At 31.8% G+C, this 24,336-nt stretch carries 20 protein-coding genes; 14 read left to right on the top strand and 6 right to left on the bottom strand.

What is annotated here, in order from left to right:
- Positions 1–92: 92 nt before the first annotated feature.
- Positions 93–833, bottom strand: coding sequence for a hypothetical protein (locus tag ACFVRR_RS18095; protein ID WP_387331392.1), 741 nt, complete (start codon positions 831–833; stop codon positions 93–95).
- Between the two features lie 424 nt (positions 834–1,257).
- On the opposite strand from ACFVRR_RS18095, the gene ACFVRR_RS18090 reads away from it, so the two are divergent.
- Positions 1,258–1,518: a DUF2187 family protein gene (locus ACFVRR_RS18090; protein ID WP_387331390.1), complete on the top strand. Its 261-nt coding sequence runs from the start codon at positions 1,258–1,260 to the stop codon at positions 1,516–1,518.
- 63 nt (positions 1,519–1,581) lie between these two features.
- Here the strand turns inward: ACFVRR_RS18090 and ACFVRR_RS18085 are convergent, their stop codons facing one another.
- Positions 1,582–1,941 (bottom strand): DUF4181 domain-containing protein, encoded by a 360-nt coding sequence (locus ACFVRR_RS18085; RefSeq protein WP_387331388.1) that lies wholly within the window; start codon positions 1,939–1,941, stop codon positions 1,582–1,584.
- A gap of 273 nt (positions 1,942–2,214) precedes the next feature.
- On the opposite strand from ACFVRR_RS18085, the gene ACFVRR_RS18080 reads away from it, so the two are divergent.
- Positions 2,215–3,111 (top strand): ABC transporter ATP-binding protein, encoded by an 897-nt coding sequence (locus ACFVRR_RS18080; RefSeq protein WP_387331386.1) that lies wholly within the window; start codon positions 2,215–2,217, stop codon positions 3,109–3,111.
- 54 nt (positions 3,112–3,165) lie between these two features.
- Positions 3,166–4,122, top strand: coding sequence for an ABC transporter permease (locus ACFVRR_RS18075; protein WP_387331384.1), 957 nt, complete (start codon positions 3,166–3,168; stop codon positions 4,120–4,122).
- Positions 4,123–4,202: 80 nt separating this feature from the next.
- Here the strand turns inward: ACFVRR_RS18075 and ACFVRR_RS18070 are convergent, their stop codons facing one another.
- On the bottom strand, positions 4,203–4,841 hold the full coding sequence (locus ACFVRR_RS18070; RefSeq protein WP_387331382.1) for a GntR family transcriptional regulator: 639 nt from the start codon (positions 4,839–4,841) through the stop codon (positions 4,203–4,205).
- Positions 4,842–5,265: 424 nt separating this feature from the next.
- Positions 5,266–5,913, bottom strand: a complete 648-nt coding sequence (locus tag ACFVRR_RS18065) for a GntR family transcriptional regulator (protein ID WP_387331380.1) — start codon at positions 5,911–5,913, stop codon at positions 5,266–5,268.
- Between the two features lie 286 nt (positions 5,914–6,199).
- On the opposite strand from ACFVRR_RS18065, the gene ACFVRR_RS18060 reads away from it, so the two are divergent.
- The 4 genes from ACFVRR_RS18060 to ACFVRR_RS18045 all read left to right on the top strand — a co-directional run bounded on the left by ACFVRR_RS18060 (position 6,200) and on the right by ACFVRR_RS18045 (position 11,236).
- Positions 6,200–7,687: a spore germination protein gene (locus ACFVRR_RS18060; protein ID WP_387331378.1), complete on the top strand. Its 1,488-nt coding sequence runs from the start codon at positions 6,200–6,202 to the stop codon at positions 7,685–7,687.
- 18 nt (positions 7,688–7,705) lie between these two features.
- Positions 7,706–8,791 carry a GerAB/ArcD/ProY family transporter gene (locus ACFVRR_RS18055; protein WP_387331376.1) on the top strand — a complete coding sequence of 362 codons (1,086 nt, stop codon included), beginning with the start codon at positions 7,706–7,708 and terminating at the stop codon, positions 8,789–8,791.
- Positions 8,788–9,870: a Ger(x)C family spore germination protein gene (locus ACFVRR_RS18050; RefSeq protein ID WP_387331374.1), complete on the top strand. Its 1,083-nt coding sequence runs from the start codon at positions 8,788–8,790 to the stop codon at positions 9,868–9,870. The genes ACFVRR_RS18055 and ACFVRR_RS18050 overlap by 4 nt, the downstream gene beginning before the upstream one ends.
- Positions 9,871–10,120: 250 nt before the next feature.
- On the top strand, positions 10,121–11,236 hold the full coding sequence (locus ACFVRR_RS18045; protein ID WP_387331372.1) for a GGDEF domain-containing protein: 1,116 nt from the start codon (positions 10,121–10,123) through the stop codon (positions 11,234–11,236).
- A 78-nt stretch (positions 11,237–11,314) separates the two neighbouring features.
- On the opposite strand, the gene ACFVRR_RS18040 is transcribed toward ACFVRR_RS18045, so the two are convergent.
- Positions 11,315–11,809, bottom strand: a complete 495-nt coding sequence (locus ACFVRR_RS18040; RefSeq protein WP_387331370.1) for a hypothetical protein — start codon at positions 11,807–11,809, stop codon at positions 11,315–11,317.
- Positions 11,810–11,907: 98 nt separating this feature from the next.
- Between ACFVRR_RS18040 and ACFVRR_RS18035 the strand changes: the two genes are divergently transcribed.
- The 5 genes from ACFVRR_RS18035 (at position 11,908) to ACFVRR_RS18015 (ending at position 18,023) form a co-directional block, all read left to right on the top strand.
- Complete coding sequence (locus tag ACFVRR_RS18035) at positions 11,908–12,489, top strand: vWA domain-containing protein (protein ID WP_387331369.1); 582 nt, start codon at positions 11,908–11,910, stop codon at positions 12,487–12,489.
- Between the two features lie 141 nt (positions 12,490–12,630).
- Positions 12,631–13,065 carry a DUF6526 family protein gene (locus ACFVRR_RS18030; protein ID WP_387331367.1) on the top strand — a complete coding sequence of 145 codons (435 nt, stop codon included), beginning with the start codon at positions 12,631–12,633 and terminating at the stop codon, positions 13,063–13,065.
- Positions 13,066–13,434: 369 nt separating this feature from the next.
- Entirely contained in the window at positions 13,435–14,409 is a 975-nt protein-coding gene (locus tag ACFVRR_RS18025) for an LCP family protein (RefSeq protein WP_387331365.1), read from the top strand.
- 182 nt (positions 14,410–14,591) lie between these two features.
- Positions 14,592–15,743: an SLC13 family permease gene (locus tag ACFVRR_RS18020; protein WP_387331363.1), complete on the top strand. Its 1,152-nt coding sequence runs from the start codon at positions 14,592–14,594 to the stop codon at positions 15,741–15,743.
- 1,314 nt (positions 15,744–17,057) lie between these two features.
- A complete protein-coding gene (locus ACFVRR_RS18015; RefSeq protein ID WP_387331361.1) occupies positions 17,058–18,023 on the top strand; it encodes a LysM peptidoglycan-binding domain-containing protein in 966 nt (321 codons plus the stop codon).
- A gap of 59 nt (positions 18,024–18,082) precedes the next feature.
- On the opposite strand, the gene ACFVRR_RS18010 is transcribed toward ACFVRR_RS18015, so the two are convergent.
- Positions 18,083–19,531, bottom strand: a complete 1,449-nt coding sequence (locus ACFVRR_RS18010; protein ID WP_387331359.1) for a L,D-transpeptidase family protein — start codon at positions 19,529–19,531, stop codon at positions 18,083–18,085.
- A 472-nt stretch (positions 19,532–20,003) separates the two neighbouring features.
- On the opposite strand from ACFVRR_RS18010, the gene ACFVRR_RS18005 reads away from it, so the two are divergent.
- Positions 20,004–21,002: an NAD(P)H-dependent flavin oxidoreductase gene (locus tag ACFVRR_RS18005; protein WP_387331357.1), complete on the top strand. Its 999-nt coding sequence runs from the start codon at positions 20,004–20,006 to the stop codon at positions 21,000–21,002.
- 267 nt (positions 21,003–21,269) lie between these two features.
- Positions 21,270–24,197, top strand: a complete 2,928-nt coding sequence (fdhF, locus tag ACFVRR_RS18000; RefSeq protein ID WP_387331501.1) for a formate dehydrogenase subunit alpha — start codon at positions 21,270–21,272, stop codon at positions 24,195–24,197.
- Positions 24,198–24,336 lie beyond the last annotated feature (139 nt).

Below are 24,336 nucleotides of genomic sequence, written 5' to 3'. Positions count from 1 at the left end.
ACGTTGGTTAAATAATATAATCGAGCCCACCAATAGATGGTGGGTTTTGTTTCATCTGATGTGCACATTTATTGCAGTGTTAAAGACGATTATTATGGGATGTCGATCGTCTCAAACGAGCTTTTATTATTATTTCCATCAGTTGTATAAATCCGAATTGTTTTCCCCTTGATTTCAGAATAATCAAACGGCATTTCTTCTAATTGATCCTCTGATACAACTCCATCCTGATTTGATTTTGTTATAGCTTTGTATGACCCATCAATTGCTTCGAAATGAATTTGTTTAACGTTCGGATCGCCTAATCGAGTGTACTGAATGCTAGCCGTTTCATTATTTTTTGAATATGATACATCCTTGACTCCTTTTGGTTTGCTTGAAATGTTTGTCGTCCGGAAAGCAATCGTTTCTGAATCTATGGTTTCATTAAGACTTGATGTAATCCGAATCTCTGCGACATACGCTTTATTTGGTGCTAATCCTTCGTATGTAGAAAGAAAGAAGGAATCATCTTTACCATCATCAAAGTATACAGCATAATCGCCCAATTCTACCTCAGTTGCTCCATCTTCCACGACCGCTGTAATGTGCTCACCTTTTCGTAAGGTTGCTTTACCAGTTAACTCAAACCCATGATTATATGGCTTGATGTCGATTATTCCAAGGCGATCGTTCGTCATCACTTCTGGTTCTTGTGTATGCTTCAAACCTGAAATTGGCTGTTCCACCGAAATGGGTTGTTTAGTTACTTTTTCTATTGATTTCTCATTACTTGCTGCGCATCCCGATAAACAAAAAACAACGAGTAAACTATTATTAATTACTTTTTTCATCTAATCACCTCGAGCAAAAATATAGAGTTCTTATTCTTATTCAAATGAACGGCCTATATAGTTCCTCAAAAATTATCTCATAAATATGTAGGGGACGGTATTGGGAAAATTCCTGGTATGTATAAAAATATGTATATTTATATCTTGTACTTCACATTTTTTCATATAAAACCAAAAAATCCACAATCACTAATTTTATTCCTATTATCCTAGGATTATATTTTTTTAGTTTTTAATTCCTGTTAATTGTCCCTAAACTTTCGCGTAAAATATTCCCAATAAAATAAAAAAAACATTAGTTATCAAGCACTGTTTATACAATGATTTTTAGGTACACCGTCACGATGAAATCTAGTATCCAGTTCACTTTTGAATATTCAGATATTTTTGTAATATTAAATAAAAGTAAAAAGGTGATAAACATATGTGCAAAAATAATAAAACAATCATAACAATGAATAAATATTATGTAAGACCAGGTGACGAAATCGAATTTATGCCTAAAGAGGATAAAGTAAAAGAGATTAAACCGAATTCTGTAAAAGGAATTGTCACAAAGGTCCTTTCAAACTCTGTAATTGTAGATATGAGAAATGATTGTAACCATCGAAATTATTACGACCATGATCACACTGTAATCAACCACAGAAAGTATAAAATTTTGGATCCAATTTCAAAAAGTTAAACAATCTTAATTTCCTAGAAAATAGCCTTAGCCCATATTAAAGGGTTAAGGCTATTTTTATTTTTAGATCAAATGTATTCCTAATATAGTAAGAATAAAATATGAAAAACTACCGAAATAACCAAATATATATTCTTTATTTCCTTTATCATATTTTTGTTCAAAAAAACCTACAAACACACATCTAATCATCCCATGAATGAAAACCAAAATAATTGGATTTAAAGATGGGTAATTAAAGAAAGTATTAAAAAAGATGAGCGTACCAAATAGTAATGTAATGGTATGTAGTATGATCTTTTGCGATTTATTATGGAAATTGAAATTATAGTACATTTCTCTATTGTATTTTTGCTTCAAAACCAATCTTATAATGAAATCTAAAATTAAATACCCAATGATTACTTTGAATAGAATTCTCATTTTTCCTCACTTTTCTATTTGAAAATCTACAAAAATGTTTATTAGATAACAAAGCCGATTCCTCTTATATTTCATCTTTCTACATTAACAAACTTAAAATAAAATAATTCTGAAAACAGTTACAAAACAGTGAAATATGTAATATTTTTCATATTCTTGTAACAATATCTTCCAATTTTTAACAAACTCAGACTTTAGACCGTTTTGCTCTTAAATTAGTTTTGTTAAAATAGAATTAGAAATATAGAAAATATTGGAAATAAGGAGGACGAAATGAAAAAGGCAATTGTACAAATTAAGAACTTATCAAAGGAAATAAAAGGGAAGAAGATTGTTTCTGATTTAAGCTTTGATATTTTTGAAGGCGAAGTTTTTGGATTTTTAGGTCCAAATGGAGCTGGTAAGACGACGACAATCAGGATGATGGTTGGTTTGATGAATATTTCTGAAGGTGACGTTGTTATTAATGGTCATAGTATTAAGTCCAACTTTGAAGAAGCAATTAAGAATGTAGGGGCAATTGTAGAGAATCCAGAATTGTATAAATTTCTAAGTGGTTATGATAATTTACTGCAATATGCTCGTATGGATAAGAATGTAACTAAAGAGAAAATTGATGAAGTTGTTGATCTTGTTGGTTTATCTGGGGCTATTCGTCAAAAGGTTAAAACGTATTCTCTTGGAATGAGACAGCGTCTTGGTTTAGCTCAATGCTTATTGCATGATCCGAAGGTTTTAATTCTTGATGAACCTACGAATGGACTTGATCCAGCGGGTATCCGTGAGATGAGAGATCACCTGCAGCTGCTTACAAAGAAAAAAGGGATGGCCATTATTGTATCGAGTCACTTATTAGCAGAAATGGAAATGATGTGTGATCGAATTGGTATTATTCAACAAGGTAAGCTTGTAGATGTACAAACAGTTACAGAGCTTACAACTGAAGATGTCCAAACGTATTCAATTGAAGTGAATAATAATGAAACTGCGCTTAAAGTATTATCTAAACATAATGCTCAGTTAGTTGATGGCGAAATACATATAGAATTAACGAGAGAAGATGTACCGAATGTAATTGAGTTATTAGTCGAAAATCGCATTCGTGTATACGGATTTAAGGCAAATGCAAAAACATTGGAAGATCGTTTCTTAGAAATTACGAATGTTTAACAACTCTTTAGTTTGTTGGTGCTTTAGAATTTCAAAAAGAAAGGAACTTAGAACATGTTAAAATTGATTCAAAATGAATGGATAAAGATTATTAAAAGACCAGGTACAATCGTGATGGTTGCTCTTATTATTTTACTTGTAGGAGCTATGGGTTCATTTGTAAAATATAATGAACATCAAAAAGAGCAAAATGCAGATCAGAATTGGAAGCAAACATTACAAGTACAAACAGCAGAAGATAAAAAACAATTAAAAAGTATAAGTGATAAAAATGACCCAGAAAGACAATTTTTAGAACGATCAATTGCAATTAATGAGTACAGAATCGATCATAATATATCACCAAATGAAAAGACGAATGTTTGGACTTTTATGGATGTTTCATCAAGTTTAATTATATTAGTAGGACTATTTACGATTATCGTTTCTGCTAATATAGTGGCAAGTGAATTTAATTGGGGTACGATCAAGCTATTACTAATCCGTCCGTTTTCTAGAAAAAAAATCATTATGTCAAAGTATTTAACTAGTATTCTATTTGGCTTTGCGATGTTATTTATTTTATTTATAGTTTCGAATCTATTAGGTTTAGCACTTTTTGGTACAGGAAGTGGGAATACTTCATATTTAGCATATGTTGATGGCCATGTTGAAGAGCAAAGTAGACTTGTTTATTCTGCAAAGCTTTATGTAATGAGCTTCATCGAAACATTTATGCTTGCTACGATGGCGTTTATGGTTTCAACAGTATTTAGGAACAATACAATTGCGATCGGTATTTCAATTTTACTATTAACAGTCGGAAATACGGTAACTGTTATTTTGGCTGGATTCTTTGACTGGACAAAGTTTATCCTATTTGCCAATACAAATTTAATGCAGTACGTAAATGGTACTCCACCAGTTGAAGGGATGACAATGACATTCTCAGTTTTTATGCTATTAGTCTATTTTGTTATTTTCCTAGGATTATCATTAGTTGTATTTTCAAAACGAGATGTAACAGCTTAAGTTGTTAGGGTGTTCTACTTAATTACTAGTTTCATTGAAAAAGCCTTATTCTAAGTGAAGAATAAGGCTTTTTCATATTTTTAAAATAATGATTGTATTTTTTCTTTCATCATTTCATTATACTGTTTCAATGCTTGGTCATAATCTTTTTCTTCAAAAAATTTAGTTAATTCTTCGTACTGCTTAATATGAATTTCAACTGAACTTCTTCTATAGGAATAATATTTACTTGCAATAATCTCAAATTTATTTTGTAAAGCCCCAATCGTTTCCATCATTAAATCGTTTTGGCTCGTTTGTAAAATAAGATTATGATAGCGATTTGCTTCTTCAAAATATACATCATGCTCTTCATTAGCTACCGCATTTTTCAATAACTGAATGCATTCATTCAGTTCATTTATTGGGAAATCAAGCATTTTCCTTTTAGCTTTTTCAATGCTTCCAATGCCTAAAAATAAACGATATTCTAAAAAATTAACGATATCGATCATTGTGATTTGAATATCTTGCACCATTGATCCTTGGTTTTTAAAATGTTTAACCAAACCAGTTGATTCCAGTTTGACAAGAGCCCTTCGGATCGGGGTTCTACTCATGTTCAAATCATTTACTAATGATGCTTCAGTTATATATGTTCCAGGAGAATATTTACCTTGGATTATAAATTTTTTGATTTCTTCATATGCTTTTTGTTCTAGGGTTATATTATTTGGCAAGTAATTCACCGTCCTACTTTCTAGTATTATTTTAATGTGCAGCTAAACAAGAGTAGGGATTTTTTATTAATCCACTCACTATACGAACAAATCTAATGTATTGTCCCACAGCTTTTACTAATCTTCTTTTAGCTCTAAGAAAGAACTAATATTATACACAAAGTATACAATAAAACTGATTAAATAGTATAGAAAAATAATTGTTTCAATTATATGGAAATAAAGGGAAATATCTAATCAGATTAATCAAAGTGATAAAAGAAATATGCGGATGTTTAAAGAATTATGAAGTAAATAAGTTAAAGGTATATTAATTTAAGTATAAAAATTGTATACAAAAATATTTTTATTAGTTAATTCTCGATAATCAATAAAAAAACATCTAAAGCCTTAAAAGGTTTAGATGTTTTTTATTGAATTTACATTAAAACATTAAATCCATAAATGCTTCTTCTTTCAGTTGAGTTAAAATTTCAGTCGCTTTATCAAATTCAGATTTTTCCACACAATCAACAAGAGAAGTATATAATTCTATTGTCTTTGGAATTCTATTTTTTCTTACATTAAATACATTAGATGATGTTGCTTCTTCAGTAAACCTCTTCCATAGTTGATCAAGCATTTCGATGATTAAATTGTTTTGAGAATTTAGTAAGAATGTTTTATAAAACTCTGTTAACCCTCGGTGATAATGATGGGCATCATCTTGATTGTATGCTTTTTCCATAGAGGCAGTAATTTCTCTAAGTAGTTTGACATTAAATGGAGTATGCTTCCTTTGGGATTTTTCTACACAAAATACAGCAAAGCACCATTGAATTTCAATCATATTAATAATTTCATTTAATGTGAAATGAGTATATGTAACAGTCGTTCCATGAAAGTTGTTGTGTGATAACAACCCTTCGGATACAAGTCTTCCAAGTGCTCTTCTAATCGGTGTTCTACTCATTTGTAATTCAGATACAAGTGCAGTTTCCTTCAAATGCATACCAGTTTGATACTCACCTGAATGAATCAAACTTTTTAATTTTTCATATGCAATTTGTTCTAACGTTTTCTCTTTTGCCATTTTATTCTCCTACTATAAATGTATTAACTGTTTCATAAAAGATCTTCTTATTTAATCCTTAATAGTATACATTAAAAATCCAATTGATAAGCTTTATAAAAAAATATTTCTATTTTTTAAAGGAACTTAAGTGGATTTTATTATTTATATAGGTTGATTCTTACCTAAATTTACATACCAACTTTTTAATGTTTAATTAATTAACCGATGTATTTTTCTTCCATTTATTAGAATAATTTCCAACCCCAATTCAAATGATAAAATAAAATCAAAATAGGGGAATGGTATGAGAACTTATAAAGATGGTATGAAAAAAGATTCCTCAAAAGAAAATTGGATTGATGAATTATCGAAATCAAATGATTTTATTAAATTTAAAACTTCAAGTGATCTTCAGAATGATAGTTACTATAGTGTTTATTTTTACCGAACATTAATTAGGTCTCAGATCATGCATGATCAAATACTTCCATATTTGACAAAGAATTATACTCTTGAAGATTTGATGTCTCAAGTTCCAGTTCAACAACTTACGATTACTTCAGATAGTTCTAAAATCAAAAGCAAATTGCTAAAAGGTTATATGGCAATTCAGTATGGTGAGAATATAACTGATTGTTTACTTGTTAATATATCGAATAATGTTTCCAGAACGATTGGTCCTCCTATAATGGAAGCTACTACTTTAGGTCCGCAAGTTGGATTTGTAGAAGATATGGATGTAAACATCAATTTAATTCGAAATAAATTACCAATTTCTGATCTTCATATCGAGGAATTGGTAGTTGGGAAGCTATCAAAAACGAGTGTTGCTGTTATCTATATAAGTGGAATTGCTGATGATGAAAATGTTAATACAGTTACTCAGAGGATAAAAGATATCCAATATGATCATATTCCGGATAGTTCATTTATTTCGTCTATGATTGGTGATAACACGCATTCTATTTTTCCACAATCGATTCCAACTGAAAGACTTGATCGGACAGTCGGAGGTTTAACTGAAGGGAAAATCGCCATTGTTGTGGACGGTTCTCCAAATGTTCTTCTGACTCCTGCTTTAATAGATGAGACTTTTATCGCGATGGAAGACTATTATGTCAATTGGGAACTTGCTACATTTTTCCGTTTGCTAAGAATATTCGGTTTTGCACTTTCGATATTTATAACGCCTTTTTATGTTGCAGTTCTGACCTATCATTATGAGCTAATTCCACCTCGCTTACTTGAATCATTAGTCATATCTAGAGCATCTGTACCATTTCCTCCAATTTTTGAGGTGTTATTTTTAGAACTTACGATCGAGTTAGTAAAGGAAGCTGGACTTCGATTACCATCAAAAATTGGACAAACTCTTGGTATTGTTGGTGGTATTGTAATTGGGCAAGCTGTTGTAGAAGCTAAGCTTACGAGTAATATTCTCTTAATCTTAGTAGGACTTGGTACACTTGCATCCTACACATCTGCAATCTATAAATTTAACAATACGATTCGATTTATAAAGTTTCCAGTCATCATAATGGCTCAGCTAATTGGGCTTTTAGGGATTTTTATGGGCTTTATCTATTTAATGACGCACTTGCTCCGATTAACCTCTTTAGGAAGACCCTATATTGGAACGTATCCGTTTAGGAAAACGTCATTTAATGATTTGTGGATCAGATTACCATTTGCAAAGCAGAAAAAAAGACCTACGAATTTAAGACCAGCTACACGTTTTCGTGCAACAAATGATATAAAACGTCCAGGTCCACCGAGTGATTTTGATGAATAAAAAGGGGGAGATTTATTAATGGCATCGTATAGAAGACAACAAGTTTCACCGTATCTCCTATTTTTTATTATTACAAGCTCTCAAATAGGCGTAGGTGTTTTAGGGTTTCAACGACTCATCGCACAAGATGCTGGTTATGATGCATGGATTAGTGTAATTATTGCTGGGTTTATTGTTAATGCAGTTGTATGGTTTATGTATAAAATGTTAACAAAGGCACAAGGAGATATTATTGATGCGCATAAGCAATTTTTTGGTAATATTATCGGATCAATCTTAAGTTTAGTTATTCTAATCTATTATCTAATTTTAGCAATATCTGTTTTAAGATTATATATTGAAATCGTTCAAGTTTGGATGTTTCCGTCTATATCAACGTGGCTATTATCGAGTATTATTTTATTATTATGCTACTATATTGTATCAGGTGGGTTTCGTGTAGTAGTTGGGATTGCATTTCTTTCTGGAATTTTTACGGCAATACTTTATGCTTTACTATTTCATTTGCCACATAAATATGTTCATATGGATAATATTTTACCTATTCTTGATCATTCGTTTAAAGATTTGTTATTGTCTGCAAAAAATACAATCTATACAATGGCAGGGTTTGAAATATTACTAATGGTGTTTCCGTTTATTCGGAATGGAAATTCTTCTCAAAAGTATGCTCATTGGGGAATCGCTTTTTCAACTTTAGTCTTCACTTTATCAGCTTTTACAACATTTTTACTTTTAAGTGAAAAACAAATTGAACATGTAATCTGGGCGAGAATCTATATAGCTAAATTAATTCATTTTCCATTTTTAGAAAGATTTGAATATATACTAATTTCTAGTTTTTTAATTAAGGTTATTTCAATTTTAGCTCTATTATTATGGAGCTCAAGTAGAGGCTTAAAATTAATTTTTAAATGGAAGCAAAAGTATACATTAATATTGGTTAGCATAATTAGTTTTATCGTTTGTCAAGTACTTGAAACTCGATATCAAATTAATGCATTTACAGATTATACTAGTAGAATTTCTCTATACATTTTTTATGTTTATATACCACTTTTTTCAATCATTTTTATGATATCGAAGTCTGGGAAAGCAAAATGAAAAAATACCTTCTATTTTTTATTATTTGTATTGCATTATTTTTAAATGGCTGTGCACTTGTACCGTCTGCGAATGTGAATGAACTTAATATTATTGAAGTAGCTGGGTTCGACCTTCCAAAACCAAATCAACTGAAAGGGACTGTTGTTTTTCCTGTGTTTCGACCATCTGGACAGATCGAATATAAAGTGTCTTCTGCAAATGGAGAATCAATAAAAAAAATACGGGAAAGATTAGATAGTCAAATGAGGTATCGGTTAATGTCAGGTCAGATGCGGGTTGTTACATACAGTCTGGCTTTAGCCAAAAAAGGTTTTTTTCCAATTGTTGATACATTTAATCGAGATCCGGCCGTGGGGAATATCGTACAATTTGCTATAGTTGATGGTGAAACAAGTGATTTACTTTCATTAAAACAGTATAAAGATGAAAACATAGCTTTATATCTTTACGATCTCCTTGTACACAATTCAGAGTCTGGACCATTTCCCTATACCGATTTCTCAACGTTTGTCTATCAATATTTTGAAGTAGGGCAGGATCCGTATTTACCAGTGTTAAAAATAGTAAATGACAAGATTAAAATAAATGGCATTGCAACTTTCAAAAGAGATAAACTCAAAACAATTATTCCATGGAAATATGCTTTCGTTTTTAAAGGGTTGAAAGAAAATTATAAACAAGGATTACATCAGTTCAAAATTGATGGGGATTATGTAGCAATCGATAATATAAAATCTAAAAGTAAATTTGATATCAAAATCAAAAAAGGAAAACCAGAGTTTACTATTCATTTGAAAATGAATGCCAGAATTCAAGAATATACTGGAGATAAACCAATCGTACTTCCAAAACATATTAAACAAATTAGTAAAGCAATTGAAATGGATACTGAAAAAAATGCACAGGATCTTATATCACTACTTCAAAAAAATAATGTAGATCCAATTGGTTTCGGCTCAAAGTTAGAAGCGCATCAAAGGGACTTTGATGAGAAAAAATGGAGTAAACAGTATTCTAGTGCAAAAATTAAGGTAAAGGTTAATTTAGATATACTTCATACAGGAATTGTTGAATAGATCATGTTTCGCTAGAAGAACTATTAAAACGTGAATGGAACTAAAAAAGGACGTCTTAAGGTCATTGTTAGACAGATAGACGTCTTTTTTAATTAAGAACATTGTATAAAAATTGTATACAAACGATTGAATAAGTATGTTAAAATAATATTACGGAAAAGTTAAGTATAAGATAATTTAATCCATAGATCAGTTTCTTTAATAATTTAAAAACAATTGTATTTATTTTAAGGTAATTCCTGGAGGGATTATGCTTTTTAAAAATATTTTCATAACCCATACAATCATCATTAGTTTTTTTTATCTAACTTCTTCCATCTTATGGGGAGAAGCAAGACAAAGGTTTGCAGGGAAATCGAAATTTCAAGAATTTTTTATCGGGATTCTATTGAGTGTATTAACGATTGTATTAATAAATTTCCCGATTTTCACAGATCATGGAACAAATATTCAAATTAGAGCTCTTGGAATGGAAATTGCAGCGATCTTTTTTGGGAATATTACCTTAGTGACTATGTTTTTCTTCGATATTATTGCTTTTTATTTTATTAAAGGATTTAACTATGTTTACCTAATTGATTCACTTTTGTTATTAATTGTTTTATTTATTGGTTTTTATATGAATTATCAAAAATGGGATGAAAAGAAAAGAATTCTTGTACTGACTACTATTATCATTTTGTTTAGATGTATTAGTTTCTATTTAATAGAAAAATGGATGTTAAAACCGATTGGTGAGATTGTATTTGGAAGGTTATTTCAAACGATTGGGTATTGGATTTTAATGTTTGTTCCAGCATTATTATTAAGTTACTTTATAGCCTATCAAACACGTAATACAGTAATAAAATTAAAGATAATGGAAAATATCGCAAATGTTGACAGTCTAACTGGACTATATAACCGTAGATACTTTGAAAAACAACTTTTAAATGGATGTTCCAAATCCTATGATACATCCATACCAATGACATTATTAATGATCGACGTGGATCATTTTAAAAAATATAACGATCTATATGGTCACCCAAAAGGTGATGAATGCTTAAGAAGAGTAGCAACTAGTTTGCAATTAGAAACGACAAGTGTATCAGGTATTGTTGCACGGTATGGAGGGGAGGAATTCTCAATCTTGTTACCGAAATCTGATCTGAATGATGCACTTAAAATAGGTAATCGATTATGTAGAAATATAAAAAAATTAAAGATTGAACATGAGCAATCAGAGAAAAAACTAGTTACATTAAGCATTGGTGTAGCATCATTAATTGCTGAAACTGAACAAGATTACTTAAAGTTAGTTAAGCAAGCTGATCAGGCATTATACAGATCAAAGCATAATGGAAGAGACCAAGTGAGTTGCTAAAATAAAATATTGTTAAAAAAACATCTATTAATCACTTTTAGAAAAAAGTGATTTAAGATGTTTTTTTATTTTGCTGATTTATTTTATTAGTGGATTTAAATTAAAGTGGTTCAATGCTTCGTTGACTAAATCGATATCATAAATGTTTTTCTCTAGGAAAAATTTTATAACTAAATCAGTTAAATCGCTGTCTGATAATGTATAGCCAGCAGAATTTAAAAGATCGCTCGTTTCAATTTTATTTAGTTCAAGTGCTAGGGATAAAGCAATTATTGTATTTTTCTTTGGAAGATAATTGGGAATAGAGCGGATTTTTGAAAAATGTTTTCGGTCAATTCCCGCCTTTTTATAGATTAGTGGATCACTGACATTTTTTTTATCAATAAAAATAAATAAGAGCTCTTTAAATGTTGGTTTTAGTTTGTTTTTAATAAATGCTTCAATCTCTATATTTTCTAAAGGCTCAGCAGCATACATTTCATTCTGACTAAAATGTATTTCTTCTATTATTACTTCATCTAAATGGCGTTTTACATATAGTTGTAATTCAATCAAAAATTCTTGGTTAAGCATGTTAAATTCCCCCTTCCAAAATGTCTCTTTAAAGGCGACCTATCTACTAATTAATTCAGTTACTATTATAACATCAAGAATGAAGTGGCTGATTAAGAATGAATAGTAATAAAACAGAAATCATATTTTTAATCGATAGAAGTGGTTCAATGGCTGGACTTGAAAGTGATACAATCGGTGGATTTAACGCATTTATTAAAAAACAAAGTAGTTTTGATGGAGAAACAAATGTAACAACAGTGCTTTTTGGCGACCAGTATGAAGTTTTATGGAATGGACGCAATGCACAAGAAGTTAAATTAACAAATAAAGATTATTTTGTAAGGGGCACGACTGCACTTTTAGATGCGGTAGGTAAAACCATCTTAAATGTAGGCAACAGATTGTCTTTATGTAACGAGATGGAAAGACCTGGTAAAGTCATATTTGTTATTACTACTGATGGATTAGAGAATGCGAGCGTTGAATTTACGTATAGGAAAGTGAAACAGCTGATCCATCACCAACAAGAAAAGTATAATTGGGAATTTATATTCATGGGAGCAAATATAGATGTAGTAAAAGTAGCAAGTAGCCTTGGAATTTTAAAAGAAAATGCATATACTTTTGAATCTTCTAATGAAGGTGTTGAAAATATGTATAGTGTATTAAGTGAAGCAGTGTTTGAAAAAAGAATATAATTTAAATTCAAATCTAGTAAGTCTTTTTTGGACTTATTAGATTTTTTTATTGTAAATAAAAATTCTTTAATGATAAATAAGTAGTAAGATTAATAATGTTAGAATAGGGTACATAAAACATATTAGAGGAGAGATGTACATATGAAACCGCAAAGCTTAGATCATCACGTTAGGTATCATCCAGTTTTCCACTTTTTTGGGGCACCACTAGCGTTAATCACAATCATTGGTTCAATCGTTAACTTGTGTAGCGCCATAAAAAATAACGATCAAATTTGGTTAGCAGTATTTATTTTAGTTACATCGTTTTTATTAGTTGTTTCGTTTTTTCTAACAAGAATTTATTCCAACAAAGTACAAGACCGTGTCATTCGAATGGAAGAAAATTTTCGTCACTTTACGCTAACAGGTAAACCGTTAAATCCTCATTTAACAATGGGGCAAATCATTGCATTACGATTTTCAAGTGATGAGGAATTTGTAGCGTTAAGTGAAAGAGCGGTAAATGAAGGACTGAGTTCGAAAGAGATTAAACAAACTATTAAAAATTGGCGAGCGGATGAATATCGCGTTTAATTTTGTGTAGGGGCCTATTATTATAGGTCCTTTTTCTTTTTTAGAGGGGCTCTGTTTAATATAAACGTTGATTTTTGAAGCAAAATTAGTCTAAAGTTCGAGTAACAATTCCAGCTAAAAATTTGTTACTTATTAAATATGATAATTTCCGCTAATGCCGCTAACAATATAGATAGCAAGTTTAGATTTAAAACTACGTTGCTAAAATTGTATTTAAATTTATTCTTTTTAATTTATTCATTAAAAAAATTTAACAAAATATGTATTGTAGTATAACGACATAAATGTTTAAATTATTCTAGTCATTTTTCATCTTAAATATTCTGATTAAAAATTATAGACCATACAATTATCTCAAAAGGAGCTCAAATGGAAGAAAAGCGTAATAAAATCAAAAAAACAAAAAGAAAGCCTCTTAAAATATTGCTGTTGATCGTTCTAATTCTTATAGCATTTATTGGATATAAGGGAATAAGAACATATTATAAATTACAGAATGCTACCCAGGGTGAAGTTCTTCACTCAAATTTGCGTAAACAAGAAATAAAAGATACTCAACCTTTTTCCATTTTATTTCTTGGAATAGAAAACTACGCAACAAAGGGTAAAGGTGGTAGAACTGATTCCATCATTTTAGTAACTGTAAATCCCAAAGATAAAACAATACAAAAAATGAGTATTCCTCGTGATACGTACGTGGAAATTCCAGCTCAAAAAAGAAAATCTAAAATTAATGGTGCATATAATAGTGGTCTTCAATCAACTGTAAATACAGTAGAAAATTTTTTACATGTCCCAATCGATTATTATGTTACTGTAGATTTTGGTGGTTTTAAAAATATTGTCGATGAGATTGGTGGAATTGATGTTGATGTTCCATTTGATTTTTGGCAATATACAGATACTAAACCACGTTATAAGGTTTACTTCAAAAAAGGAAATCAACATCTAAATGGAACAGAAGCTTTAGCCTATGCTCGAATGAGAAAGCGCGATCCACGTGGTGATTTTGGACGTGAAGAACGTCAACAACAAGCTATGCTGGCAATTATCGATAAATTAAAGTCTCCGAAAACATTATTTAAAATAGATCAATATGCAGGTGTATTTAGTAAAAATGTCAAAACAAATATGAGCTTGTCTGAAGGATTATACTTATTCAATGACATGAAAGAAGCTAATCCTAAAAACATCACGACATTAAAATTGGAAGGAAAAGACGATTATATTAACAGAATTTACTATTATATGCCGGATCAATCTAGCGTAAATGCGATAACAAAAAGTTTGAGAAATCATCTTGAGCTTGATAAATTACCAGCTAATTCAATTGAATCAAAATAAGTACATGTATTTTTAATTTAAAAAAGAGGTAAATGAGTATGCATACTCAATTACCTTTTTTCTTTTTTAGACTCCTATAGCTGTGATTTAAAGGGAATTATGGTATTTTTTAAGTGCATTGAGGTTTCAAATGCAAGAAACAGGGGTGTGTAGTAGAATAGAAAAGTACTGGAGGGGGATTGATGAAAGAATATATTTATGTAGAAAACGAAAAAAATGTGAAATTGAAATTTGGAATTATAAAAAAAGACATTGTATTTACCATATCACTCTTATTAGCAATCGTAAGCTGTTTTTTCCATGCACCAAAACTAGATTATATAAATTTTGAAGTATTAATCAGTTTATTTAATCTGATGCTAGTAGTTAAGGCCCTGGAAGATCTAAAACTATTGGATAAATTCGCCATTGCTATACTGAGTAAATGTCATAATAGTAAAAGTGTTTCAGCAATCCTAATTTTATTATGCTTTTTTAGTTCCATGCTTGTAACGAATGATGTGGCGCTAATAACATTTGTACCATTAACACTTATTATAAGTAAGATTATACAAACTTCTATGTTAGATACTATTATACTAGAGACAATTGCGGCTAACATCGGAAGCAGCCTAACTCCTATGGGAAATCCACAAAATCTTTTTATCTTTACTAACTACGGAATAAGACCTATACAATTTTTCACAACAATTGTTCTAATAGTGGTTTTGGGAATTGTTCTATTATTGGTATTTAATCAAAGATTGAATAGTAAAACATTGGAAATGGAACTTCCGAATATTCCTATAAAAAATAAAAAAAAGGCAACAGTATGGGGGATACTATTTGGCATCATATCTGTATCCATACTAGGGGTTTTAAGCTACAAACTTGCGTTTATGATCGCATTAGGAACCGCATGTATACTTGATATAAAATTATTGAAGAAAATTGATTATTTATTGCTTATTACTTTTATCTGTTTTTTTATATTTATAGGAAACATATCGGAATTAAAGGTAATACACACATTTGCTAGCGAAAATCTCAAAAGTCCCACATCAATCTTTTTCAGTTCCATATTTTTAAGCCAACTGATAAGCAATGTACCAGCTGCGATTTTTTTATCAAAATTCTCAGTGAATTGGCAGCCTTTATTAGTAGGTGTAAACTTAGGTGGACTTGGTACAATTGTAGCTTCCCTCGCAAGTGTAATTTCATTTAAACTTTTTATTAAGAGAGATCCACAAAAAAGTAAAAAGTACCTTATCAGGTTTAGCTTTTATAACTTTTCAATTTTAGCTCTTTTAACTCTTGTTTATTATTTTACGATGAAATATCAAAATTTCTTTTAATCCAAAGTAATAGGATTAAATTACTTTGGTTCCTACCAATATATAAAAACACATACTTTCCATGATATTACAGAAAGAAAAGCCTTCTTGAATCTTCAACTATTACATGCTTAGTTGGTTAAAAATAAAAAATGAGAATCCCATACTGGAGGATTCTCTTTTTTTGATTAATTTATATATCGGGCAAAGGCAAACAAGTTGTAAAAAGAGAGAAACTCACAAGTGAAGTTTCTCTAAAAATAGGTGATATTGGTAAAAAAGTAAAACAAGAAATGTAATATTATTATATAAAAACTAATATGAGTTGGTTTAGTAATATGCCTATTATTTTGGAAAATTATGTAAGTAAATGCCATTAGTCAAATAAAAGAGACCCGAAGCAGTCAATTCTCTTTCAAATAATACATCCGTAAGTTGCTTGTATTTTGCTTTTATTTTTACAAACAAGTACATATCATTTCTTTTTCCGTGTATAAAGTGAAAAAGCTACCAATAGAAATCCAATTATTATAGCTAGCGTAGCATTCAATCTAATTCCCCTCCAAAGTTCCTTTGTATTCGATAAAGGCATACAAGAGTTTACATAATGTTTTTAGTTTAGTAAGTAATGAATTATATCATTAATCATATAAACAGCTAAGACCGTGAAATAACCCATCCAAAAGTAATTTCCTTTGAATATTACTCCTTTTTTATATCCCTTAAATAAGAATAGGATAATAAAAAATATAATTAATAATAAAAAATATCCATCAAAAACGCCCCAATAGGCATAGATGATGCATCATTATGTGTAACGAAGCCATTGATTAATGAAAAAACTAAAATTAATGTAAAAATAACTGGATCTCACTCCCAAAGGCATAGTTCATTTAGATAGAATTATCGCAAAGTAATCTATATTAGAATATTGGGGGAATTTCGTCTTTAATGGTAAGAATTTTATTGAATTAAACAGCCATTGACTTGAATAAAAAAATCAACAATCTACGCTAACAGAGCCTTCAAAGAAAAAACTCATTGTAGAAATTGTTTATCTATTGTAATTTATGTAATTTCCTTCGTCAGATTTTGAAATAGTTTTAAACGATAAAAAGGAAGGGCTAAATACCGAGTAATAAGGGCAATTTACTTTGAGAAGAGTTTGAGAATAAGCTCTTTTTTGCTGTTTGCTCAGTAATTTTAGTTAAATACCTGTAATAAACATGCGATGAAAGGAAATGATTTATCATCTCCCTGTTACTTTTTTTGAGAAAAATCTATGTTACGATTATTCAAAATTAGCAAGTAAAGGAACATGGAGGGTAAAAAGAAATGATTAACAAAATTAAAGTTACAACCATTTTAGCAGCTGCTGCACTCTCAGTATCTGTAAGTGCTAATGTACAGGCTGCTACCGTCAACGTTAAAAAAGGGGATACCTTGTGGGATCTATCACGTGCAAATAATGCCACCGTTGAAAATACTAAAATGTTAAACGGGATTACTTCAGACTTAATTCATCCTGGTGATAAACTGGTCATTGCACCAGAAAAACATTATGAAGTTAAAAAGGGTGATACATTATGGGATATTGCACAAAATCATGATGTAACAGTATCGCAACTTCAAGAATGGAACAATATACATACAGATCTAATTCAACCTGGATTAAACCTAGTAATCTTTGAAGGTGTAAAAAATATAGCTCAATCAAAAATGACAAATACAAATCTTGCAACAAATTCTAAAACTACTTCAACAGTGAAGTCAGTACAAGAATCTTCAAAGACTGTATCGGCTTCAAGAGAAGATGTTCCTAAAACAAAGGAAATTGTACCAGCAACAAAGGAAAGTGCATCAATAACAAAAGAAAGTGAACCAGCAGCAAAAGAAAGTGCACCAGCAACAAAAGAGAGTGTACCAGCAGCAAAGGAAAGTGCATCAACAACAAAAGAAAGTGCACCAACAACAAAAGAAAGTGAATCTAAATCAAATGATTCAGCTGGTTTAAAAGTAATAACAATGGAAGCATCAGCTTATACAGCTTCTTGTAAAGGTTGTACTGGCATTACGGCTACTGGAATCAACTTAAAAGAGCATCCAAATACTAAAGTCATTTCCGTTGATCCAAGTGTAATCCCGCTTGGAAGTAAAGTGAATGTAGAAGGTTATGGAGTAGCAATCGCTGGAGATACTGGCGGTGCCATCAAAGGAAATCGAATTGATGTATTTATTCCAAATAAACAAGATGCGATTAATTTTGGAAGAAAACAAGTGAAAGTAACGATATTAAACTAATCATAAAAAAAACACTGAAACGTAATATGGGGTTTCAGTGTTTTTGATTATGCTATTTTTTAGTAGATGACTACCGGTTCGTATGTGCTGAGATTATCATATACGGTTTTCATAAGACTAGGTGGAGTGTTAACGCAGCCACCCGAGCCTGCAGTTTGATAGGCATTGCTTGACCAATTGCTACGCCAGCTAGCATCGTGGAAACCTTGTCCGCTGTTTGTAAATGGTGCCCAATAATCGACCTTAACTTCATAAGAACCAAGACCTACATGTGAGCCCCTTAGGATTGATGGTGTTCGTTTATAAAGGATATACCAAACTCCTTTTGAAGTATCTTCACCAGTGACGTGTTTACCAGTAACGACATTCGTTGTGATAACCAATTTGCCATTTTTATAAAGCCAAATACGCTGTTCGGCAATCGACACTTCAGCATATGTATCGCCAATTCCATTGTTTGTGGTCGTATTATATCCATAACCTTCATTGTTCCAGCCATTTCCGATAATATGAGTAGGAGTAATCGATTTTTCACCTGTTTCAAAAGCCTGCTGAACTAGTGATGATTCTCTATCAACATCTAATGCCCAGCCATAGCCTTCTCCTTTAACTGAAATGACTGATCCTGAATGTGTCTTAAATGTAAAATTTTTATTTAATGTAGATTGAGAATTATTTACTTCAGCAATCTTGTTTTTAAGATTACTAGAGTCGATTGTAACTTTCATATCTTTTGACACAGAAGCATTTTGAATGTATTCACTCGCATTTAAAGAATAAACTTTATCCTGAACCTTATATTGAACTGTTCTCCCTAGTAGTACTTGAAGTTTTTTCTTTTCATTTTTCACAATTTGATTGTCTTCTTTGATTGGTTGTATGTATACAGGTTTTAGACGGATTATACTAGTATACTCTTGTCCTTTATAATCATTTAGTAGACGATCAACATCATACTGCTCACCGCTAATGCCTTTAGAGACAATAATTTTACCTTGTTTCAATTGAACAGTCGCATCTTTTGGAGCTTTTAAGCTCTTATTAAGTGTGAGAAGTTTATCTTCAATCTGTTTTTTCATTGAGTGAATTTGCTCTTCATCTCGTTTACTCGGCATTAAAGAATAATTTTTTTCTTTTGATGAAGGAAAAAACGTGCGCTGGTTTTTTACTATTTTTTTAATAGCCGGCAGATCATTTTCCGTAAAGTTCATTTTTGTATCTTTTCCATCCAAGACTTTCTGGTCGCCAACATAAACGATATTTTTAAGTTCGCTAGTTTTTAATTTTTTTAGTGCCTGTTCTGCATTCAGACCACCTAAATTTATGCCGTTTACTTTGATTTGAGCATTAAAGTGGTTAGCCCGATAGCTGAACACGATGATGAGTGTCATAATAATAATGATGCCAATCAAAATGAAATGCCAAGGCAATGACCGTTTAAACGATCTTCTTCGTTGAATATTATTTCCTTTAACATTTAAAGTGCTTTCCAAAATAATTCCTCCCATAACCAAGTAGTCCATCTATCAATGTTTACTGAAATTCAGATTAGAATATTACAATTATATTACATTATTTACTTATATGTGACTATTCTACAATTTTCTTTGGTCGAACTCTGTCATAATTTGTTTTGATGAAGAAATTTTTTCCTTTTTTTATTTTGAACGGGTTAAGAGAAAGTATAGGACTAAAAAGTGTAAATTAATTATATAATGGTTCACTGTCATTCTAATAATATTTTTCTATCTACTATTTAAGTATAAGATTATTAAATTTACGAATCTATTAGTGTAATTAGTATATAAGTTCCTTTTTTATTATTCACTATATTATATTTGTATATCAAGTTTAGTAACTTAGCTATTTCGTATAGCCTTCAAGAAGCATTTTTGAAAGAGATAGAGTTGAAAAGGATAGTTTACTAATGTATCATTATTTATAATCAGAATATTCCGTAAAGAAAAGAGGGACATGTAAATGAGTAAACAAATTCCTGAAAAATGGTGGAGTCAACTGAGGGTGCCGGCTATTTCTGCACCGATGTTTTTAGTTTCTGGTCCTGAGCTAGTAGAGGCAGCCTGTTTAAATGGTGTAATTGGATCTTTTCCAGCACCGAATGCTCGACCGATTGAGGTACTTGATCAATGGATGGGTCAATTAAATGATCATCTTGCTTTAGCGCGCGCAAATGAGCCTGAGCGTAAAATTGCACCATGGGCAATGAATATGGTCGTTCATAGCTCTTATAGTAGATTACAAGAAGAGCTTGAGCTGTTGAAAAAACATAAGCCTGAGCTTGTCATTACTTCATTAGGCTCTCCAAAAGTAGTAGTTGATATTGTACATAGTTATGGTGGACTAGTATTCGCTGATGTTAGTGATATGAAGTTTGCTAAAAAAGCAGCAGAGGCTGGTGTAGATGGACTAATTTTAGTTGCATCAGGTGCTGGTGGACATGCAGGAAATTTAAATGGATTTGCGTTCGTTGATAGTGTTCGTACGTTCTGGGACGGCATTATTGTGTTAGCAGGTGGGATTTCAACTGGTAAAAGTATATTGGCTGCACAAGCTGCGGGTGCTGATTTAGCTTATATGGGAACACGCTTCATTGTTGCGAAGGAAAGCTTAGCAAATGATGAATACCGCCAAATGTTAGTTGATGCAACGCAAGATGATATCGTCCTAACTGATGCATTTTCTGGTGTGAAAGCGAATATGTTAATTCCTAGCATTGTGAAGGCTGGTCTTGATCCTGAAACTTTGAAAAAGAAAGATAAAGTCGATTTCGATGGTATGAAAAATGAGTCAAATGCGAAGGCATGGAAAGAAATTTGGTCTGCTGGTCACGGTGTTGGGGCAATTACAAAAATCAGTTCAATTGCCGACATTATAGATGAGCTGGAAGAAGAGTACAGTGAAGCAGTTAATAAACTAAATAAAAATGCTGAGAAATTAAAATCAACGGTAAGTAAATAAAAAAGATTGTAAGCGTTTTACTTTCATATCGTGACTCTATTGTTTAATTAGCATTTTAAGATTATAATAAGCTTATTGAGATGGAATCATAGTATGGGAGATGTTATGACTCTATCAATTTAGTAAACTAAAAAATGGATTGGTATGTTAGTACGATTTGCTAATAAACTATTCCACCATGAAGACATAAAACCTATTAATCGGGTATGTGTATTCATGGTGGATTTTTTTATGTGAAAAAAGGGGAGGAAAACCGTGAAAAATAACATGGTTACAATCACGATTGACGGAAAAGAAGTAATCGCAAAGCAAGGTTCTACAATCTTACAAATCATCAATCAAAATGAAATTAGTCATCCACAAATTTGTTATGTTCCTGAAGTCGATCCAATTCAAACTTGTGATACTTGTATTGTCGAAATTAATGGTGAACTAAAACGTTCATGTTCAACTGAAGCAATGAGCGGAATGAATATTCAATTGACTTCACCTAGAGCGAAGGAAGCTCAAACTGAAGCAATGGATCGTTTATTAGAAAATCATTTATTATATTGCACAGTTTGTGATAATAACAATGGAAATTGTAAGCTACATAATACGGTAGAAGAAATGGGCATTGAACACCAAAAGTATCCTTATCAGCCAAAGGTTGCTTCTTGTGAAGTAGACTTGACACATCCTTTTTATCGATATGATCCAAATCAATGTATTGCTTGTGGACAGTGTGTGGAAGTATGTCAAAATCTTCAAGTAAATGAGACATTATCGATCGATTGGGAAGCCGACCGTCCACGTGTTATTTGGGACAAGGGTGTTTCGATTAATGATTCTTCATGTGTAAGTTGTGGTCAATGTGTAACGATTTGTCCTTGTAATGCATTAATGGAAAAATCAATGCTTGGTGAAGCCGGTTTTATGACTGGATTAAACGATGAGTTACTTGATCCGATGATCGATTTAGTCAAAAAAGTAGAGCCTGGATATAGTGGTATTTTCGCAGTTTCAGAGGTTGAAGCAGCAATGCGTGAAACACGTACGAAAAAGACAAAAACAGTTTGTACTTTCTGTGGTGTTGGTTGTACATTCGAGGTTTGGACGAAGGATCGAAAAATCTTAAAAGTTCAACCAAGCTCTGATGCACCAGTTAATGCAATTTCGACTTGTGTAAAAGGTAAATTTGGTTGGGATTTTGTTAATTCAGAAGAACGAATTACAAAGCCTTTAATTCGCAAAAATGGCGTATTTGTTGAAGCGAGCTGGAATGAAGCCCTTGATTTAGTCGCAAGTAAACTTGGTTCCATTAAACAAGAATATGGAAAAGGCTCTGTAGGATTTATTTCATCTTCGAAAATTACGAATGAAGAAAACTATTTAATTCAGAAGTTAGCACGACAAGTATTCGAAACAAATAATGTAGATAATTGCTCACGTTATTGTCAATCACCAGCAACAGATGGATTATTCCGTACAGTTGGTATGGGTGGAGATGCAGGAACAATAAAGGATATCGCAAAAGCTGGCCTAGTTATAATCGTCGGTGCGAATCCAGCAGAAGGTCATCCTGTACTTGCGACAAGAGTTAAGCGAGCACATAAATTACATGGTCAAAAACTGATTGTTGCCGATCTTCGTAAAAATGAAATGGCAGAACGCTCTGACATCTTTATTAGACCAAAACAAGGGACAGACCAAGTATGGTTAATGGCTGTAACTAAATATATCATTGACCAAGGCTGGCATGACTTGAAATTCATTTATGAGAATGTTCATTTCTTTGAAGATTTTAAAGTTGTACTTGAGAAATATACGCTTGAATATGCCGAAAGTGTAACTGGCATTTCAAAGGAAACGTTAATTCAAATAGCTGAAATGATTCATGAAGCGGATGGTACTTGTATTTTATGGGGCATGGGCGTGACACAAAACACTGGTGGTTCTGATACATCTGCTGCGATCTCGAACTTATTGCTTGCAACAGGAAACTACAGACGCCCTGGTGCTGGCGCTTATCCGCTTCGTGGTCACAATAATGTACAAGGTGCTTGTGATATGGGTACTCTTCCTGGCTGGCTTCCTGGTTACCAACATGTAACGGATGACAGGGCACGCATGAAGTTTGAAAAAGCGTGGGGTGTTGAAATCGGAGGAAAACCTGGTTTAGATAATATCCAAATGCTTCAATCGATCGAAAAAGGCGAAATGAAAGCTATGTACTTAGTTGGTGAAGATATGGCGCTTGTCGATTGTAATGCAAACCACGTACATGAAGTGTTATCAGATTTGGACTTCTTTGTCGTACAAGATCTCTTCTTCTCAAAAACAGCACAGTATGCGGATGTTATTTTACCTGCTGCGCCATCACTTGAAAAAGAAGGAACATTTACAAATACTGAGCGTCGAGTACAAAGATTATATCAAGCATTACCGACTCTTGGTGAATCAAAGGCTGACTGGTGGATTGTCCAAGAAATTGCAAACCGATTAGGTGCAAATTGGAATTATCAGCATCCAGGTGATATTTTCGCTGAAATGGCAAGTTTAGCACCACTATTCTCACAAGCAAGCTACGATGTAATGGAAGGCTGGGATAGTTTCCTTTGGGGTAGCTTAGACGGAGCAAGTACGCCACTTCTTTATGAGAATGGTTTTAATTTCCCTGATAAAAAGGCAAGATTTGCTTTAGCTGATTGGATGGAACCTGTTGAGTTTGCAGAAGAGTTTGACCTATTAATAAATAATGGTCGTATGCTTGAGCATTTCCATGAAGGGAATATGACGAATAAATCATACGGTATTCAATTAAAAGTACCTGAGATTTTTGTAGAGGTTTCACCAGAGCTTGCGAGTGAACGTGGTATTAAAGATGGCTCATTAGTTCGATTAGTATCACCATATGGAGCGCTGAAATTACCAGCACTAGTTACGGACCGAGTTCAAAAAAATGAGTTGTTCTTACCGATGAATTCAACAAGTAAAGAATCTGCAATCAATTTCTTAACAGGTCCAGCTAAAGATCACCGTACAAATACACCAGCTTATAAACAAACGAAAGTACGGATGGAAGTATTACGTGTAGAAGGTGAAAGTCCGTTGCCAAAATCGAACCCACGTAATAAAAAGCGCAACCCTCAAAATGGAGTTGAGGTACAGCGTAAATGGGAACGAAAAGGATACGTCCACTTAACGACAAAATAAAGGTTTACTACAGTTAATTTTAACCTATTAAAATTTATAAAAATATCACAATTCGTTCTAATTGAAATTCACCCATTGTGTTTAAATGTACATGAGGTGAGGATTTTGACATTTGATTCGATCGGTGAAACTAAACAAA

Origin of the sequence: Gottfriedia sp. NPDC057948 (assembly GCF_042887255.1) — a bacterium.
Taxonomy (GTDB): Bacteria; Bacillota; Bacilli; order Bacillales; family Bacillaceae_G; genus Gottfriedia.
The sequence above is the reverse complement of the archived record's forward strand: the minus strand, read 5'-3'. Positions and strand labels throughout refer to the sequence as shown.

What these genes read in the sequence shown, in the direction of transcription:
- ACFVRR_RS18095 (WP_387331392.1), bottom strand. Translation starts at nt 833, where the DNA reads ATGAAAAAAGTAATTAATAATAGTTTACTCGTTGTTTTTTGTTTATCG.
- ACFVRR_RS18090 (WP_387331390.1), top strand. Translation starts at nt 1,258, where the DNA reads ATGTGCAAAAATAATAAAACAATCATAACAATGAATAAATATTATGTA.
- ACFVRR_RS18085 (WP_387331388.1), bottom strand. Translation starts at nt 1,941, where the DNA reads ATGAGAATTCTATTCAAAGTAATCATTGGGTATTTAATTTTAGATTTC.
- ACFVRR_RS18080 (WP_387331386.1), top strand. Translation starts at nt 2,215, where the DNA reads ATGAAAAAGGCAATTGTACAAATTAAGAACTTATCAAAGGAAATAAAA.
- ACFVRR_RS18075 (WP_387331384.1), top strand. Translation starts at nt 3,166, where the DNA reads ATGTTAAAATTGATTCAAAATGAATGGATAAAGATTATTAAAAGACCA.
- ACFVRR_RS18065 (WP_387331380.1), bottom strand. Translation starts at nt 5,913, where the DNA reads ATGGCAAAAGAGAAAACGTTAGAACAAATTGCATATGAAAAATTAAAA.
- ACFVRR_RS18060 (WP_387331378.1), top strand. Translation starts at nt 6,200, where the DNA reads ATGAGAACTTATAAAGATGGTATGAAAAAAGATTCCTCAAAAGAAAAT.
- ACFVRR_RS18055 (WP_387331376.1), top strand. Translation starts at nt 7,706, where the DNA reads ATGGCATCGTATAGAAGACAACAAGTTTCACCGTATCTCCTATTTTTT.
- ACFVRR_RS18050 (WP_387331374.1), top strand. Translation starts at nt 8,788, where the DNA reads ATGAAAAAATACCTTCTATTTTTTATTATTTGTATTGCATTATTTTTA.
- ACFVRR_RS18045 (WP_387331372.1), top strand. Translation starts at nt 10,121, where the DNA reads ATGCTTTTTAAAAATATTTTCATAACCCATACAATCATCATTAGTTTT.
- ACFVRR_RS18040 (WP_387331370.1), bottom strand. Translation starts at nt 11,809, where the DNA reads ATGCTTAACCAAGAATTTTTGATTGAATTACAACTATATGTAAAACGC.
- ACFVRR_RS18035 (WP_387331369.1), top strand. Translation starts at nt 11,908, where the DNA reads ATGAATAGTAATAAAACAGAAATCATATTTTTAATCGATAGAAGTGGT.
- ACFVRR_RS18030 (WP_387331367.1), top strand. Translation starts at nt 12,631, where the DNA reads ATGAAACCGCAAAGCTTAGATCATCACGTTAGGTATCATCCAGTTTTC.
- ACFVRR_RS18025 (WP_387331365.1), top strand. Translation starts at nt 13,435, where the DNA reads ATGGAAGAAAAGCGTAATAAAATCAAAAAAACAAAAAGAAAGCCTCTT.
- ACFVRR_RS18020 (WP_387331363.1), top strand. Translation starts at nt 14,592, where the DNA reads ATGAAAGAATATATTTATGTAGAAAACGAAAAAAATGTGAAATTGAAA.
- ACFVRR_RS18015 (WP_387331361.1), top strand. Translation starts at nt 17,058, where the DNA reads ATGATTAACAAAATTAAAGTTACAACCATTTTAGCAGCTGCTGCACTC.
- ACFVRR_RS18010 (WP_387331359.1), bottom strand. Translation starts at nt 19,531, where the DNA reads ATGGGAGGAATTATTTTGGAAAGCACTTTAAATGTTAAAGGAAATAAT.
- ACFVRR_RS18005 (WP_387331357.1), top strand. Translation starts at nt 20,004, where the DNA reads ATGAGTAAACAAATTCCTGAAAAATGGTGGAGTCAACTGAGGGTGCCG.
- fdhF (WP_387331501.1), top strand. Translation starts at nt 21,270, where the DNA reads ATGGTTACAATCACGATTGACGGAAAAGAAGTAATCGCAAAGCAAGGT.